The 16,483-nt window shown below is 43.6% G+C and carries 12 protein-coding genes; 5 read left to right on the top strand and 7 right to left on the bottom strand.

Annotated elements, in window-relative coordinates:
• Positions 1-53: 53 nt before the first annotated feature.
• On the bottom strand, positions 54-2,351 hold the full coding sequence (locus AC1DPZ_RS10370) for an ATP-dependent helicase (protein ID WP_477402922.1): 2,298 nt from the start codon (positions 2,349-2,351) through the stop codon (positions 54-56).
• Positions 2,352-2,550: 199 nt separating this feature from the next.
• Between AC1DPZ_RS10370 and AC1DPZ_RS10365 the strand changes: the two genes are divergently transcribed.
• Complete coding sequence (locus AC1DPZ_RS10365) at positions 2,551-4,767, top strand: transferrin receptor-like dimerization domain-containing protein (protein WP_477402920.1); 2,217 nt, start codon at positions 2,551-2,553, stop codon at positions 4,765-4,767.
• 167 nt (positions 4,768-4,934) lie between these two features.
• Here the strand turns inward: AC1DPZ_RS10365 and AC1DPZ_RS10360 are convergent, their stop codons facing one another.
• Complete coding sequence (locus AC1DPZ_RS10360; protein WP_477402918.1) at positions 4,935-6,896, bottom strand: M1 family metallopeptidase; 1,962 nt, start codon at positions 6,894-6,896, stop codon at positions 4,935-4,937.
• Positions 6,897-7,063: 167 nt separating this feature from the next.
• Between AC1DPZ_RS10360 and AC1DPZ_RS10355 the strand changes: the two genes are divergently transcribed.
• The 4 genes from AC1DPZ_RS10355 to AC1DPZ_RS10340 all read left to right on the top strand — a co-directional run bounded on the left by AC1DPZ_RS10355 (position 7,064) and on the right by AC1DPZ_RS10340 (position 12,653).
• On the top strand, positions 7,064-7,939 hold the full coding sequence (locus tag AC1DPZ_RS10355) for a hypothetical protein (RefSeq protein ID WP_477402916.1): 876 nt from the start codon (positions 7,064-7,066) through the stop codon (positions 7,937-7,939).
• 107 nt (positions 7,940-8,046) lie between these two features.
• The gene (locus AC1DPZ_RS10350) at positions 8,047-10,056 is read left to right on the top strand and encodes a thioredoxin domain-containing protein (RefSeq protein WP_477402914.1); all 2,010 of its coding nucleotides are present in this window, start codon (positions 8,047-8,049) and stop codon (positions 10,054-10,056) included.
• Positions 10,057-10,082: 26 nt separating this feature from the next.
• Positions 10,083-10,580 carry an FKBP-type peptidyl-prolyl cis-trans isomerase gene (locus AC1DPZ_RS10345; protein ID WP_477402912.1) on the top strand — a complete coding sequence of 166 codons (498 nt, stop codon included), beginning with the start codon at positions 10,083-10,085 and terminating at the stop codon, positions 10,578-10,580.
• A gap of 189 nt (positions 10,581-10,769) precedes the next feature.
• On the top strand, positions 10,770-12,653 hold the full coding sequence (locus tag AC1DPZ_RS10340) for a S9 family peptidase (RefSeq protein ID WP_477402910.1): 1,884 nt from the start codon (positions 10,770-10,772) through the stop codon (positions 12,651-12,653).
• Between the two features lie 63 nt (positions 12,654-12,716).
• Here the strand turns inward: AC1DPZ_RS10340 and AC1DPZ_RS10335 are convergent, their stop codons facing one another.
• The 5 genes from AC1DPZ_RS10335 to ruvB form a co-directional block, all read right to left on the bottom strand.
• Positions 12,717-13,016: a type II toxin-antitoxin system RelE/ParE family toxin gene (locus tag AC1DPZ_RS10335; RefSeq protein WP_477402908.1), complete on the bottom strand. Its 300-nt coding sequence runs from the start codon at positions 13,014-13,016 to the stop codon at positions 12,717-12,719.
• Positions 13,003-13,230 carry a hypothetical protein gene (locus AC1DPZ_RS10330; protein ID WP_477402906.1) on the bottom strand — a complete coding sequence of 76 codons (228 nt, stop codon included), beginning with the start codon at positions 13,228-13,230 and terminating at the stop codon, positions 13,003-13,005. The genes AC1DPZ_RS10335 and AC1DPZ_RS10330 overlap by 14 nt, the downstream gene beginning before the upstream one ends.
• A gap of 136 nt (positions 13,231-13,366) precedes the next feature.
• Positions 13,367-14,257, bottom strand: a complete 891-nt coding sequence (locus AC1DPZ_RS10325) for a polysaccharide deacetylase family protein (RefSeq protein WP_477402904.1) — start codon at positions 14,255-14,257, stop codon at positions 13,367-13,369.
• 191 nt (positions 14,258-14,448) lie between these two features.
• Positions 14,449-15,675 carry a Gfo/Idh/MocA family protein gene (locus tag AC1DPZ_RS10320; RefSeq protein ID WP_477402902.1) on the bottom strand — a complete coding sequence of 409 codons (1,227 nt, stop codon included), beginning with the start codon at positions 15,673-15,675 and terminating at the stop codon, positions 14,449-14,451.
• Positions 15,676-15,713: 38 nt separating this feature from the next.
• Positions 15,714-16,483 (bottom strand): Holliday junction branch migration DNA helicase RuvB (ruvB, locus tag AC1DPZ_RS10315; RefSeq protein WP_477402900.1); only part of this gene is annotated, 770 nt, incomplete at its 5' end.

Here is a 16,483-nt window from a genome sequence, read left to right as displayed (position 1 = left end):
GGCATATTTTAAGTAAAAATGGGGAAAGTGTTCCACGAAATGTGGATTAACTATTAGTTCATATTGTTGATTATATACAATTTAGCAAATTTAAGTAGCAATTGCTTTTGGCCTATTTCTTTAAAAAATATGGTAGCCTTAATATCAGGTTTGTGACCCTCTAAGCTAAGTACCTTGCCAAAGCCAAAGCGCTCGTGCTCAACTTCCATACCTACCTGCAGGTTTGATGTATCAGATGGTTTAAAATTTGCCGATACCACATGCGCCTTTGCAAGTATAGATGTGGTTTTTACCGGCGCGGATGTTGCCGGTTTTGGTTTCGAGAAAGCATCTGCTTGTTTACCACCGCTCCATGCCTTACGGTCATCATCAAAAAATGGGTTGTTACTGGTAGTTGTTGTTTTGGCGCTGTAATYAAGTTCAAGGTATTTAGCATCTATCTCATCCAGGAAGCGGCTTGGCTCGCAGCTGATGAGTGTGCCAAATTTAAAGCGCGAAGTAGCATAGCTTATAGTGAGCTTACTTTCGGCACGGGTAACGGCTACGTAAAACAGGCGGCGTTCTTCTTCCAGGTCGCTGCGCGAATTGAGCGACATCTGCGATGGAAACAGGTTCTCTTCCAGGCCCACAACATGCACCTGCGAAAACTCCAATCCTTTGCTGGAGTGAATGGTCATGAGTGATACCGTATCGGCATCCTGGTTTTTGTCTTTATCATCGTTGGTAAGCAAAGCAATATCCTGCATAAATATATCCAGGCCTTTTTCTTCAATGTCTTCACGCTCGCTAAACTCCTTAATCCCATTCAGCAACTCCTGTATGTTTTCGTAGCGGTTTAGTCCTTCTACAGATTTGTCCTCGTAAAGATCTTTAAGTAAGCCCGAGTGCTGGGCAATATACAATGCCGATTCATAGGCCGACTTTGTTTTTGACAGCACCTGGAAACTTTGGATCATGGTGGCAAAGTTGCTGAGAGACGGAGACGGTTTACCATCAAAATATTGAACCGGATCAACTATTACCTCCCATGGGGTAACCTTATGATGATCGGCGCTTACAATGATCTTGTCAACCGTGGTATCGCCAATTCCCCTTTTAGGGTAATTGATGATGCGTTTCAGCGCTTCCTCATCATTAGGGTTAAATGTAAGGCGAAAGTAGCCTATCAGATCCTTAATCTCTTTACGCTGGTAAAAAGACAAACCACCATAAATTTTATAAGGGATACCCAGCTTACGCAAGGCCTCCTCCATAGAGCGCGACTGGGCGTTGGTACGATACAGGATAGCAAAATCATGCCATTTTTTACCCTTCAGGCTCCTGTCCTGCATAATGGCTTCGGCCACCATTTTCCCTTCTTCGTTGTCACTGAAGGCACGCATTATCTTTATTTTATCACCGGCTTCCTTCTCACTGAAAACATTCTTTTTAAGCTGCTCTTTATTATTGCTGATGATGCTGTTGGCCACATTCACAATGTTTTGTGTCGACCGGTAGTTCTGCTCCAGCTTAAATACTTTCAAATCCGGGTAATCCTTTTCAAAGTTGAGGATGTTTTGGATATTGGCCCCCCGGAAGGCGTAGATACTTTGTGCGTCATCACCTACAACACATAGGTTCTCGTTAACGGCGGCCAGTTTTTTTACAATAAGGTATTGCGAAAAGTTGGTATCCTGGTACTCATCCACCATCAGGTATTTAAACTTGTGCTGGTATTTGTTCAGTACATCGGGGTGTAGTTTAAGCAGCTCGTTGGTTTTGTAAAGCAAATCATCAAAATCCATAGCGCCGGCACGGTAGCAGCGAGTGGCATACATCTCGTAAATTTTACCCAGCTGTCCACGCCCTGTCGACATATCGTCGGCCTGGATCTGCTCATTTTTATTATATTCCCTAAATGATATCAGGTTATTTTTTGAGGCCGATATGCGGTTAAGTACAAAATTTACATTGTATAGCTTATCATCCAGGTTCAATTCTTTTATAATTGCCCTTAGTACGCTCTTGCTATCGTCGGTATCATAAATGGTAAAGTTGCTGGGGTAGCCAATTTTTTCGGCTTCCACACGCAGCAGCTTGGCAAAAACCGAGTGGAAGGTACCCATCCAGATGTTTTTAGCTTCACCGCCAACCACGTGGGTAATACGTTCGCGCATTTCGCGGGCGGCTTTGTTGGTAAATGTTAAAACCAGTATGTTAAATGAATCCACACCCTTACGAATAAGGTGGGCCACCCTGTAGGTAATAACCCTTGTTTTGCCCGATCCCGCACCGGCGATGATCATCACCGGCCCTTCGGTTTGTTCTACCGCTGCCCTTTGTTCGGGGTTTAAACCCTGTAAATAATCCAAAATCTTTTCCTCTTTTCTTGAAAAAGCGAAATTAAGGTTATTTTGGAGAATTGGGAATTGAGATTTCGGATTTTAGAAATTTGATTTGAACGCGTGTGTTAATAAAAGGGAAGAAATAACCCATCATCATTTTTACATTCTATCAAATATCACCCATACCAAAATTTACTATCTTACACACATCACTATAACATTTGTCATGAAGAAAACCCTTACCCTTGGCTTATTAGCAATATCAACAGCAACTTTCGCGCAGCAAAAAACATTAATCGGCTTTACACCGGCATCGTCGGCCAAACAAATAGCTGCCGAAAAAACCTTTGATGAAGCCCTGAGTGCCCAACGCATAGGCGAAACCATTAAAACACTTTCGGCATTTCCGCATAATGTGGGTTCGCCGGGCAGCAAGGCTGTTGCCGATAAAATACTGGCCATGTATAAAAGCTATGGGCTTGATGCGCATATTGAAACGTACACGGTATTATTCCCTACACCTAAAACAAGGGTGCTGGAGCTTACAGGGCCAACAAGCTACACGGCTTCGCTTAAGGAGCCTGCGCTAACGGAGGATGCCACATCGGGCCAGCCCAATCAGCTGCCTACCTATAATGCCTGGAGCGCCGATGGCGATGTGAACGGCCAGCTGGTATTTGTTAACTATGGCCTGCCGGACGATTACGAAAAGCTGGCCGCCATGGGTATTGACGTGAAAGGTAAAATAGTAATAGCTAAATATGGCCGCTCGTGGCGGGGTATAAAACCCAAGGTAGCCTATGAGCACGGAGCTATAGGCTGTATCATTTATTCAGATCCTGCTGATGATGGTTACTCTGCAGGGGATGTGTACCCTAAGGGGGCTTACAAAAATGAGTTTGGTGTACAGCGCGGTTCGGTAATGGATATGGTGATCTATCCCGGCGATCCGCTTACACCGGGTGTGGGCGCTACCAAAGATGCCAAACGTTTGGATAGGAAAGATGCCACCACGATATTGAAAATACCTGTACTGCCTGTCAGCTATCATGATGCTCAACCACTGCTGGCCGCGCTTGATGGCCCGGTAGTACCGGCTGGCTGGGCCGGTTCATTGCCTATAACTTACCATATTGGTGGCGGAAAGGCCCTGGTGCACCTTAAAATGGAATTTAACTGGGATATGGTACCGGCCTATGACGTGATAGCCAAAATTAAGGGCTCCACCTATCCCAATGAATGGGTGATGCGCGGCAACCACCACGATGCCTGGGTAAATGGCGCCAATGACCCGATAAGCGGACAAGCAGCTATGATTGAAGAAGCAAAAGCCCTTGGAGACCTGCTAAAAACCGGTTGGAAACCAAAACGCAGCATTATTTACTGCTCATGGGATGGCGAAGAACCTGGTTTGTTGGGCTCTACCGAGTTTGCGGAAGACCATGATAAAGAATTGCAGCAAAAGGCCGTGGTTTATATCAACTCGGACAGTAATGGCCGTGGGTYTTTAGGTGCAGGCGGTTCGCAGGCTTTAGAAAGTTTTATTGATGAGGTAACCCGGGGCATAACCGACCCGCAAACCAAAGTAAGTGTGTTCGATCGTAAAAAGGCCATGAAACTGGTTAATGCCAAATCAACCAGTGATAAAAAGGAAATATTGGAGTATAAGGGCGAGAAGCTGGAAGCGTTGGGATCGGGGTCTGATTTTTCGTCGTTCCTGCAACATTTGGGCATCCCTACGCTTGATTTTGGTTTTGGCGGCGAAGACGGCGGTGGCGAATACCACTCAATTTACGATTCGTTTGATGATTACAAACGCTTTAAAGATCCTGATTTTGCTTATGGCGTGGCCTTGTCGCAAACTGCCGGTCACTCGGTTTTGCGGATGGCCGATGCCGATGTGCTGCCCTTTGATTTCCGCAGCCTGCAGGCTACCATCAGCAAATATGCCACCGAACTTACCAAGCTGGCAGACGATACCCGCGAAGCCACTAAAATAGATAACCAGCTGATAAAAGCCAATAACTATACCCTCGCTGCCGACCCAACCCGCCTGTACAAGGCCCCGACAGCTAAAAGCGAAGTGCCACAAATAGATTTTAAACCATTAACCGGCGCGCTGGATTCATTAAAGAAAAGCGCGGATAAACTGGCCACCTATTGGGCCGCCGCCGCGCTTAAAGATGGCGACCACGATAAACTAAACAAACTCCTTTACCAGGCCGAACAGCAATTGCTTGCCGCCGAAGGCTTACCACGCCGCGGCTGGTATAGGCATACCATTTACGCGCCAGGCTTTTACACAGGCTACGGCGTTAAAACATTGCCCGGCATCCGCGAAGCTATAGAGCAACGTAGCTGGGATGAGGCTAAGCAGCAGATAGATGTTGTGGCCGGGAGGATTAATGCGTTGGCGGGATATTTGAATAGCGGGGCAAAATAAGGGCGAAACTTTAGATTGCTACAACCTCCGTGATATCTGCTTTCATGATTACCCTATATCTCGCCTTGTAAGAGAATTATAAACAAAAAAAATAGCGGTGAGCCTAAAACACCCATCGCTATTTAAAATTTTCACTAATGACTAATGACTAATGACTAATGACTAAATCACTCCCCGTAATAAACGTTGTTTTTTAAATTAACATCCGGTAGCTCATGCTCAGGGTCAATCACTATGGATTTAATGGTTACAGTTGATGGATATTTAAATGTCCATACACCGCCGCGCTGCCATACATTTACAGGTAAATGTATGGTTTCGGTTTTTCCGTTGGCCTGGGTGATTTTCAGATCAACGGGCATAGCCATTTTTTCGTTATTGGTGATGGTGATCAGCGCGCCTTTGTCTGCTTTATCATCTACATATTTAACGTTGGTAATTGCCTGGTCAAGCTTCCAGGTGGTGGTAAACCATGCTTTCCAAAACCAGTTAAGGTCTTCGCCGCTGGCATCGTTCATGGCGCGGAACAGGTCGTAAGGTAATGGGTGTTTAAATGCCCAGTTTTTAATATATTCATGGAAAGCATAATCAAAACGCTCGGGACCTAATACTACATTGCGCAGCATATCCATACCTAAAGCGGTTTTTACATAATACTGACCGTAATCATTCAAGCCAATAGCTTCGGGGGCTGTCATCAAAGGGTCGTTGCTGTGGCGAAACATACCCAAAATACGCTGGGCCATTTTAGTAGTATCGTTATACTCGCCTTTATTGAATTGCTGGCTGGCATATTCATTAATAAAGGTGTTAAAACCTTCATCCATCCACATGTACTTGCGCTCGTTTGATCCTACTATCATCGGGAACCAGTTGTGGCCTATCTCATGTGTCACATCGCCCCAAAGCTGGCCTTTTTTTAGGTTGTTTAAGCAAAATATAGCTCCCGGATATTCCATGCCCAAAGCCACGCCCGATACATTTACTGCAGAGTTCCATGGGTATTCAAAATAAGCTTTTGAGTATATCTCCATACTGTTTTTCAGGTACTCGGTTGAGCGTCCCCAGCTATCAGCACCAGCACTTTCAACCGGATAGGCCGACATGGCAATACCTTTACGACCCGATGGGAAATTAACCATTGCCGCATCCCAGATGAACGCATTTGACGCGCCAAAAGCAACATCGCGGCTGTTCAGCATTTTATAATGCCAGGTAAGGCAGCCTTTAAACGGACGGGTTGCCGCTTTGCCAACTTCGTTCTGTTTAATCAGCATTACGGTTTTATCGCTGTTTTTAGCTTCGGCCATGCGGGCTAATTGCGCGGGCGATAGTACTTCCTCCGGGTTTTGCAGATCGCCGGAACCAACCACCACCATATTGGCGGGTGYGGTTATGTAGTAATCAAAATCGCCGTATTCGCAATAAAATTCACCAAGGCCCATATAGGGTAGGGTGTTCCAGCCTTCAACATCGTCATAAACACACATGCGGGGGTACCATTGGGCAATTTCGTAAACGTAGCCTTGTTTAAACTTTTTGCGACCCATACGGTCGGCTCCATAAAACGGAATTGCGAAATCATAATTGATCTTCACGTTTATCTTTTCGCCTTTACCATCCATTGGCGCGTTCAGGCGCAGCTGCATACGGGCGTCAGTTATTACCGGGGTTACTTTATAGGTTTGACCTTTGTAAGTAACCTCAACCGAACCTATATGATAGCCGCCACGGCTAAAGCCGCGTACATCAAAGCGGTCGCCGGTAACCGGGGTAACTGCCGCTCCGCGCGAATCGGGTTTAAATAAGTTTTGATCCAATTGCAGCCACAGGTAGTCTAATTGATCGGGGCTGTTATTAGTATAAGTGATGGCAACCTCACCGGTGATGGTAGTATCCTTGCCCTCGTTAAGACAGGCTTTGATCTGGTAGTCGGCACGGTTTTGCCAGTAGGTTGGCGAAGGTTTGCCACTGTTTGAGCGTGTTCCCTGCCCGGTAACCGGCCAGGTAATGGGGCCGAATGATTCCTGGTGATTATACTTAATGGAGTCGGTTTGTGCCGATGCCGGGCCTGCGATAGCAAACAAGCCGCCAACGCATAAAATGTTGATCAGTTTTAAATAGCGCATTTTGTCAGTCAATAATAAAAACCGCAAATAAAGGGAAATAATTTGTGAAGTTGGTAATGGGCTGGTTTTAAATACGCTGTAAAGTGATGATGTTCATATTTTGTTCGCTTATTGTTGAGCCGTTTTTATTATATCTTTATCGGAAAACTGAAATTCAATAATAATATATGGGAGCTTGGAGTGCAACTATTTTAGGAAACGATACCACTTGTGAGGTTTATGAAAGGTTTATCGATCTTTATAATTGGGGAGAAAACGTGGATGAAATTGCCGCGATGGTTTTAGATGAACAGGCAGAAAATATCATTTATGATAAAACCAATGTTTGGTTTGGACTTGCTTTGGGTTGTTGGGAGTGTAAGATGCTAACTTCGGAGATTTACGCAGTTGTAAAAGATATCATTGAAACAGGTGAGGACTTGAAGGCTTGCCGCGAACTTGATGCAAGCGAACAGTTTTTAAAGGACAGACAAAAAAATTTAGATAAGTTTTTAAACAAAATATCTGTAGAAAAACCCAAAGCCCGATTAATAAAAAAACAGCCCCGCGAGTTTCCGTCTATTTATGTACCCGGAACTTGTTTGATTTACAAAAATAGCGCGGGTAATTATAGTGGTATTTATATTAAGGAGTCGGAACATTTCAAAAATAAAGGGGAAATACAGTTTTGCTTTCTTGATGTTGAGGAGCAGGAAATACCCGAATTACATTTGTTTGAACAAAGCCACTTATATGGATTGGAAAAGTTAGGCAGTCAATGGAAAACGGCAATCTATTGTGGAAATGTTATAGGCATCATCTACGAAAAGGACACCAAAGAACTGTTTTTCAGTGCACTTGAAAAGTCGTTTAAAGTTGTAGGAAGTTTAAAATCTTCCGATGATACTAAATGGATAAAGAATTATAAAGGCGGATATATGAGCAAAAATTATGCTGATAATTTTACAGATATAATTGAGAAGTTTCGTCTGGAAGCGCTGGCAAAATTTCCAAAATCTGAGATCACTTTAGCACAACTTTTGGATACGGTAAAATTGGAATGATTTTCAGTTAACCGCTCTCCCGTAAAACTTTTCCAATCAATCCCGCTTTACCTTACAGGTACAATTATATTTGCACATTGCATTTATAACGCAGTATATCAACAGCTATGAACAGTCTCGCAAATTCCACATCGCCCTATTTATTACAGCATGCCAATAACCCCGTGAACTGGTTCCCCTGGGGTAGGGAGGCGCTGGATAAGGCCAAAGCCGAAAACAAGCTGATATTGGTAAGCATCGGTTACTCGGCCTGCCATTGGTGCCATGTAATGGAGCATGAAAGCTTTGAAGATGAAGCCGTGGCCGCGGTAATGAACGAATTTTTTGTTTGCATTAAGGTAGACAGGGAAGAGCGTCCAGACGTAGACCAGATTTATATGAGCGCCGTACAACTAATGAGCGGCAGGGGTGGCTGGCCGTTAAACTGTATTTGCCTGCCCGATCAAAGACCCATTTATGGGGGTACCTATTTTCGCAAAAACGATTGGACATCGCTGTTGTTTAACCTGGCCGATTTCTTCAAGCAAAAACCCGAAGAAGCCGAGGAATATGCTGTACGATTGACTGAGGGTATCCAGAAATATGAGTCGATACAGTTTATAGCCGAACAGCCCGACTATACCAAAGAAGATTTAAAGCTGATTGCCGATAACTGGAAACGTTATTTTGATAAGCAGGAAGGCGGTACCGGCAATGCCCCCAAATTTCCAATGCCTAATAACTGGCAACTGCTGATGCGTTATGCACACTTGATGGAGGACGGGGAGATTGCCAAACAGGTAAAACTCACATTGCATAAAATGGCTTATGGGGGTATTTATGACCATGTGGGTGGCGGTTTTGCCCGTTACTCGGTTGATGGCAGGTGGCATGTACCGCACTTTGAAAAAATGTTGTATGATAATGCCCAGCTCATTAGCCTGTATGCAGAAGCCTATACCTGGCAACCAGATGAACTATATGCGCAGGTGGTTGACGAGATCATTCATTTTGCTACCAAAGAGCTTGCCTCGCCCGATCTTGGCTTTTACTCGGCACTTGACGCTGATAGCGAAGGAGTAGAAGGTAAGTTTTACATTTTTACTAAAACAGAGATAGAAGAGATCCTGGGCGGTGATGCCGACCTGTTTTGTATTTACTATCATATCACCGAAGACGGCAACTGGGAAGAGGAACAGTCTAACGTGCTGTTCCGTAAGGAAACTGATGAGCAATTGGCCGAAAAATTAGGCTTAGGGGTTGATGACTTGCTATCAAAAGTAAAAGCATCCCGGAAAAAAGTTTTTGAGGCCCGCAGGCACCGCATCAGGCCCGGCCTTGATAACAAGATATTGGCATCGTGGAACGGTTTGATGCTGAAAGGGCTGTGCGATGCCTACCAGGCGCTGGATAAACCTGGGTACCTGGAGCTTGCTTTAAAGAACGCTGATTTTATTGTAAATAACCTTTTAGGTCAAAATGGCAGGCTATCACGGGTTTACGGCAGCACTACGGTGAATGGTGTCCCGGTGGCGTTTTTAGATGATTATGCCAATATCATTGACGGTTTAATTGCCCTGTACGAGGTTACTTTCAACGAAGACTGGCTGCAGCATGCAAAAGCGCTTGCAGATATAGCTATTGCCCATTATTACGATGAGCAGAACGGTATTTTCTTTTATACGGCCGATGATGATGAGCAGCTGATAGCCCGCAAATCTGAGATTATGGATGGTGTTACACCGGCCAGTAATTCGGTTATGGCGCGCAACCTTAAAAAATTAGGCCTGCTTTTTGATAACGAAAACTATGCAGCGGTTTCGGCGCAGCTGTTACGCAACATAATGCCACAGTTGGCAAAATATGGTACGGCTTATTCAAACTGGACTATGTTATTGCTTGATGAAGTGTTTGGTATATATGAAGTTGCAGTAACCGGCCCCGAAGCTGAACTTATAAGAAAGGAACTTGAAAATAAATACTTCCCTAATAAAATAATCTTGGGCGGTACAAAAGGAAGTTTACCTTTGTTACAGGATAAGTTTGGTAAATCAACACAAATATTTGTTTGTAAAGATAAAACCTGCGGATTACCTGCTAATAACACGGCCGAGGCATTAAAACAAATGCAAGCCTGATTGCTTATTTATAAAAATACTTTACAATGAAGATTGAACCACAACACGTAGTGTCATTAACTTACGATTTGTATGTTGACCAGGATGGTACCGAAACCTTAACGGAAAGTGCCACAGAAGAACAACCTTTAACCTTTTTGTTTGGTGCCGGCCAGATGCTGCCCAAATTTGAAGAAAATTTAAGCACCCTATCAACCGGAGATGCTTATGAATTTCGCCTGTCGGCCGAAGATGCTTATGGCGAATATGATGAAGAAGCAGTAGCCAACCTGCCTAAGGAAATGTTCCAGGGAACTGAAGTTCCTGAAATTGGCAGCATTTTACCTTTGCAGGATAACAATGGCAACCGTTTCCAGGCCCAGGTAGTATCTGTTGCCGAAGATGCAGTGATAGTTGACCTTAACCACCCTATGGCCGGCCAGGAGCTTCACTTTAAAGGCAGTATCCTTAATGTACGCCCGGCCACACCCGAAGAATTATCACACGGCCATGCGCATGGCCCGGATGGTCATCACGCTCACTAATAGCCCCCTCTAAATCTCCCCTTGAAAGGGAGATTTTTTAATATTTTAGCCCGTTATGTGAATAGCGGGTTTTTTTTATGTCCTGTTCCGAGATGAAATATTGAGGCTGCTTATTTAAACTATGGATTGAGTAAAGTTCCTTTTGGTTTTCAAATATTTTGGCATAACTTGCTGAAAATTAAACCTAAAATGAAATACCTATCCTTAATTGCACTGGCTATTTTATTTAGCGCGTGCAGCAATCCCGATAAGCCCGCAGTAAAATTATACTCCATTGAGCAATTGTATAACAATAAAGCGATAAATGGGGCCGGTTTTAATGCCGACGAAACGAAGGTGCTGGTTGATGATAACAGCACAGGGATATTTAATGTATACGCCATAAACATTGCGGATACCGCCTCAAAACCACTTACGCACTCTGTGAAAGATTCATACTTTTCAATAGGGTATGCACCGGGTACCAATAACTTTTTATACAGTGCAGATCAGGGAGGTAACGAAAATAGCCACATCTACCTGCAAAAGGCCGATGGATCAGCGGTGAAAGATCTTACACCCTGGCCCAATACCGCGAATGGTACCAATGGATGGAGTTCCGATAAAAAGTTCCTGTACATTGTCAGTAATAAACGCGATCCTAAATTCAACGACATTTACAAGCTGGATGTAAATAACTGGAAGGCCGAACTCCTTTATCAAAACGACGCCGGGTATTCGCCCGGTCCGGTTTCAAAGTCGGAGCGGTACATCGCCCTTACCAAGTCTATCACTACCGATAAAAACGAGCTTTATATTTACGACAGGATAACAAAAGCAGTCAAGAAAATAAGCAACGATAATGAAGCCACCTGGTATCCGGCGGCGTTTACCAAAGGCGATTCGAGCCTATACTACATTACCAACGACGGCAACGAGTTTAGTTACCTGGTAAAATACAACCTGAATACTGGTGCAAGCTTAAAAGTTTATTCAACCAACTGGGACGTTGTTGGGATGGACCTTAGCGACCTGGGAAAATATTATACCGTGTACGTAAATGCAGACGGCAAAACTAAAGTGTTGTTGTTTGATAATAATACCGGCAAACAACTGGATTTTCCGGAAGTAAAGGATGGGGAAGTAAAATCGGCGACTTTTTCACTCAGCGAAAAAAATATGATGCTTACAGTAGGCAGCAGCGTTAGTCCCAATAATCTTTATGTTTATAATTTCGAAAAAAAGGAATTAAAGCCAATTACACGCACGCTTAACCCGGCAGTAAGTACAGATGACCTGGTATCGGCTGAAGTGGTTCACTTTAAATCTTTTGATGGATTGGAGATCCCTGCCATTTACTACAAACCCAAAAATGCAACCAAAGATCACCCGGTACCTGCTATACTTTTAATTCATGGTGGCCCGGGCGGGCAAAGCAATACCGGCTTTAGCAATCAGGTTCAGTTCCTGGTAAATCATGGCTATGCTGTGCTGGCGGTAAATAACCGGGGCAGTAGCGGCTACGGCAAAACGTTTTATAAACTTGATAACAAAGACCACAGCAATGGCGACCTCAAAGATTGCATCTGGGGCAAAAAATGGCTGCAGCAACAGGCCTATATTGATACTGCAAAAATAGGCATTATGGGTGGCAGCTATGGCGGGTGCATGGTATTGGCTGCACTGGCCTTTCACCCCAATGAGTTTAAAGTGGGTGTCGACCTGTTTGGTGTGGCCAATTGGATGCGTACGCTAAAAAGTATCCCTCCTTATTGGGAAGCTGAGCGTAAGGCTTTATATAATGAGTTAGGCGATCCATACAGTGCCGATAGTGTACACCTTAAAAAGATCTCGCCGCTGTTCCATTACCAAACCATCAATAAGCCACTGATTGTTTTTCAAGGGATGAATGATGTACGGGTATTGCCTATAGAAAGCAAGGAAATTGTAGATGGCGTTAAAAAGAACGGCGTGCCGGTTGAGTATATTACTTACCCCAATGAAGGCCACGGTTTCCAGAAAAAAGAAAACCTGGTAACAACTGCCAATAAAATACTTGTGTTTTTGGATAAGTATTTGATGGAGAAGAAGTAAGAGAAAAACGTATCGCTTAAATAAAAAAGGTTTCATACTGAGACCTTTTTTATTTAAGCATATTTATTTGGTTTCAAAACGTTCCGGATCTCTTTTGGTATGAAAAATTGATGTGATAAATATAGTGGATAGTTGCTCATCATACCAGTAAACAATGATGTATGGAAATTTTCTTACCGGTACAAAACGTAGATCTGATTGATACCTTTTTGCATAGAGTTTAGGATTCAGATCAATAGAATGAATGATAATTTTAATTTCTCTTCTAAAATTTGCCGAAAGGCCTCTTTGCTGTTTTTCGTACCATTCGCAAGCATCAATCAACTCAAGTTCGGCACGTTTTAGAAGTTTAATTGTAGGCACGGTTCAGATCTTCTTCTATGTCTGTCCAGTTTCGGGCAGTGGTTTTTCCATCCAAAAAGTCCTGCCTGGTTTGGAGTAAGTCTTTTATTTCATCTTCAGAAAATGTGTGGTCATTATCTGAATCAATATGATAACTTAAACCAAACCTGTTTAGTATCTCTTGCAAAACAGGCAGATCTTTTTCGTTTTGAATATTTACGGTAAGCGTGGTCATAAACAAATTTACTAAAGATAAATTTCAAAATGTTGGAATTTGAAATATTTATTGATTCATTACAAAAACAAAAACGGCCTTTCTCAACATAGAAAAGCCGTTTAAATATACTGATCAGCCCTTAAGAGGCCGGGTTTTAGAAACTATTTCTTACGCTATTGCTGAAAGTTTTGGTTGTCCAATATCCGCTATCCAATATCCGGCGCACCGTCATTAAAGGGTAATCGGGGTCGCGCTTATCAGCCAGTTGGAAAGCTATTTTGAAGCCTTTTTTCTGAATCTCGGGTAAAACCGGTTTTTTCCATATCCCAAAAGGGTAGGCAAAATATTCTATTTTTTTACCGGTAATTTCTTCGAGTTTTTTGGTCGGCTTGTCTATTTGAGTAACCCAGTCGTCAACAGGCCTGGTGGTTATTTTGCCGTTTTTTCCGATGATCTTCAGTTCAGAATTATGCGAGTATTTATCAACCCTGTGATGATCCCAGGTATGGCTTGCAATTACATTTCCCTCATCAGATAGTTTTTTAACCATATCAGGTGTCATGTAATGCGGGCGGCCTAATGATACCGTCATCACAAAATAAACAGCTTTAAAACCGTATTTTTTTAGGGTAGGGTTAGCTATTGTGAACTGATCAAGATCTGTATCATCAAAAGTAAGCATAATAGGTTTTTTGGGCAGGGGAGCTCCTGTTGTGAGATAAGCATATAGCTGATCGGGCAGTATAGTATGGTACCCACTATCGGCCAGCATTTTAATATGTTCTTTAAAGGCCGCTATCTGTACAATATAATCCTTGGCATTTTTTGAATCGGTTGGTTTCCAATCGCGTATTTGGTGGTAACAAACAACAGGTACCTGTTTGCGGGCCATAATGGCGGCTTTATCCGCCGGTTTGCCAGCAACTGTTGCTGCGGCTGCAGTACCTGTAGCAGGTGTTCCTGCTGTTTTATCGGTAGGTTTACTCTGGCAAGACATTGTGCCCAAAGCACATACTGCTAACCATACAAAAGCTTGTTTAATCATAGTAAAATGATATTTTTTTAATTAATTCAACAACGGCGAAATTAGGATATAATATATGGAAGGTGATAATTATTTTGTTTTTTTTAATAGAAGCAAAATATAGTGGAGTCAAAGGGCAACAGTGAAATATTACATGGAGGGCGAAGGGGCTCATTGCTCATTTTGTCTCCTGATTCCAATATCTTGCTCTTTTACAAAATTATCCGCTTACCATCCCTGATAGATCTTTTGGCAGCATCCAGTATCTGCATCACAATCATGTTATATCTTAACGAGGAGCGATCATTACGGGATTTGATGGGGTTTTTAAGGGCCGCTGTAAAATAGGGCACCGGCGCATCGGCCGGCGAAGGCAATGCCGGAGCCTTAAAGCTGCGAACGTCATTATTGATCCTTACTTCAAGGCTGTCTTTATCAAAGGTGTGGATATATCCTTTAGCGCCAAATACCTCCATGTCTTTAATGCCGAAAGGCCAGTTCCAGGAGGCTTCTATCAGTCCTGTGGCATTCGGATATTCTACAATAATGGTGGCATCATCTTCTACCTTTGGATATACTGATGGCTTGTAGTGTTTGGCTACCGCGGTAACCGCTATGGGCCTTTGCCCCTGCATTAGCCAGGTCATCATATCGGCGCCGTAACAACCAAAATCGTTAAGTGCACCCGCGCCGTTAAGCAAAGGATCTGTAAGCCAGCTTAAAAAATCTTCGCTGCAGCCAATTTCCCGCGGTCCCTGGTGTCCGTCATGAAACACCATTTTGCGGATCATGCCCACACTGTCGGTTTTGATAGTATTATAAGCGCTTTGTACCGATGGATACCAGGTAGTTTCATAATTGGTAAGCAGGTTGATATAGTACTTAAGTGCCAAAAACTCCATACGTTTAGCCTGTTCAAGCGTGGCGGCCAAAGGTTTTTCAACCATTACCGAAATACCCATAGGGGCACAGGTTTCCACAATATCAACATGTTTGGCAACAGCGTTGTAACCCAGTACAATAACTGGTTTACGGGCCACACACATGGTTTTCAGGTCTTCAAAAAATAAGGAATCGGGTACGCCGTATATTTTGCCAAACTTTGCCCACAGTTTTTTATCAGGTTCGGCAATGCCTACAATGTTTACATTACCATTGCGGTATTCGTTTAATATCAGGTGGATGTGATCGTGGTTTAACCCGGCGATGCCCACCTTTGGCCCGGTGGCTATTTTTCTCACCGGGACGGTATCCTTTTTTATTGTAACGGTGTCCTTTCTGAGTTTTTTTGCGGTGTCTGCCGGTAATGCCTCTGGTTTGGTTGGCGCCATTGGCGAGGTGGGGGTAGGTATTGTTGTTTGTGCCTTAGTTATTGCCGCGAAACTTATAAAAGCCAGCACGAAGAATAATTTAAGACCTTGTTTTAGTTTTGTTTTCATGGTAGTATAGTAGATAGCTGATGGTAATATTGGTTTTATTAAAATAACGAAGGATTGCCCCCCAGTTTTATTTTCCCCAAATGTTTATAAGCACTCTCGGTAGCCTCACGGCCACGGGCGGTACGCATTAAAAAGCCCTCCTGTATTAAAAAAGGTTCGTATACCTCTTCAATTGTACCCTCATCTTCGCCCACGGCAGTAGCAATGGTTTTTAGGCCTACCGGACCACCTTTGAATTTATCGATAATGGTGGTCAATATCTTGTTGTCCATTTCATCAAGCCCATGTTCATCAACATTAAGGGCGTTAAGCGCATATTTGGCAATGGCGGTGTCAATATTGCCATCGCCTTTTATCTGGGCAAAATCCCGGGTACGGCGTAACAAGGCATTGGCAATACGTGGGGTACCACGGCTGCGACGGGCAATTTCATAAGCCCCCTCATCTGTTATTGGGGTTTTAAGAATAGATGACGACCGCAGCACAATGGTAGTAAGCAATTTGGCATCATAATACTCCAAACGGGCATTAATACCAAACCTGGCTCGCAGCGGGGCTGTAAGCAGGCCCGAGCGGGTGGTAGCTCCAACCAATGTGAATGGGTTAAGCGAGATTTGTACCGAACGGGCATTTGGGCCGCTCTCCAACATAATATCTATCTTGAAATCTTCCATGGCCGAATACAGGTATTCTTCCACCAGTGGACTTAAACGGTGAATCTCGTCAATAAAAAGGATATCGCCTGTTTCCAGGTTGGTAAGCAGGCCGGCAAGGTCGCCGGGTTTATCCAATACGGGCCCCGATGTTA

The organism is Mucilaginibacter sp. P4_G9, assembly GCF_056400985.1.
Note: the sequence above shows the minus strand (reverse complement) of the source record. Positions and strands in the feature narration are given on the sequence as shown.

Coding starts and splice junctions, on each gene's coding strand:
- AC1DPZ_RS10345 (WP_477402912.1), top strand. CDS start 10,083: ATGAAGATTGAACCACAACACGTAGTGTCATTAACTTACGATTTGTAT.
- AC1DPZ_RS10320 (WP_477402902.1), bottom strand. CDS start 15,675: ATGAAAACAAAACTAAAACAAGGTCTTAAATTATTCTTCGTGCTGGCT.
- AC1DPZ_RS10340 (WP_477402910.1), top strand. CDS start 10,770: ATGAAATACCTATCCTTAATTGCACTGGCTATTTTATTTAGCGCGTGC.
- AC1DPZ_RS10330 (WP_477402906.1), bottom strand. CDS start 13,230: ATGACCACGCTTACCGTAAATATTCAAAACGAAAAAGATCTGCCTGTT.
- AC1DPZ_RS10350 (WP_477402914.1), top strand. CDS start 8,047: ATGAACAGTCTCGCAAATTCCACATCGCCCTATTTATTACAGCATGCC.
- AC1DPZ_RS10325 (WP_477402904.1), bottom strand. CDS start 14,257: ATGATTAAACAAGCTTTTGTATGGTTAGCAGTATGTGCTTTGGGCACA.
- AC1DPZ_RS10355 (WP_477402916.1), top strand. CDS start 7,064: ATGGGAGCTTGGAGTGCAACTATTTTAGGAAACGATACCACTTGTGAG.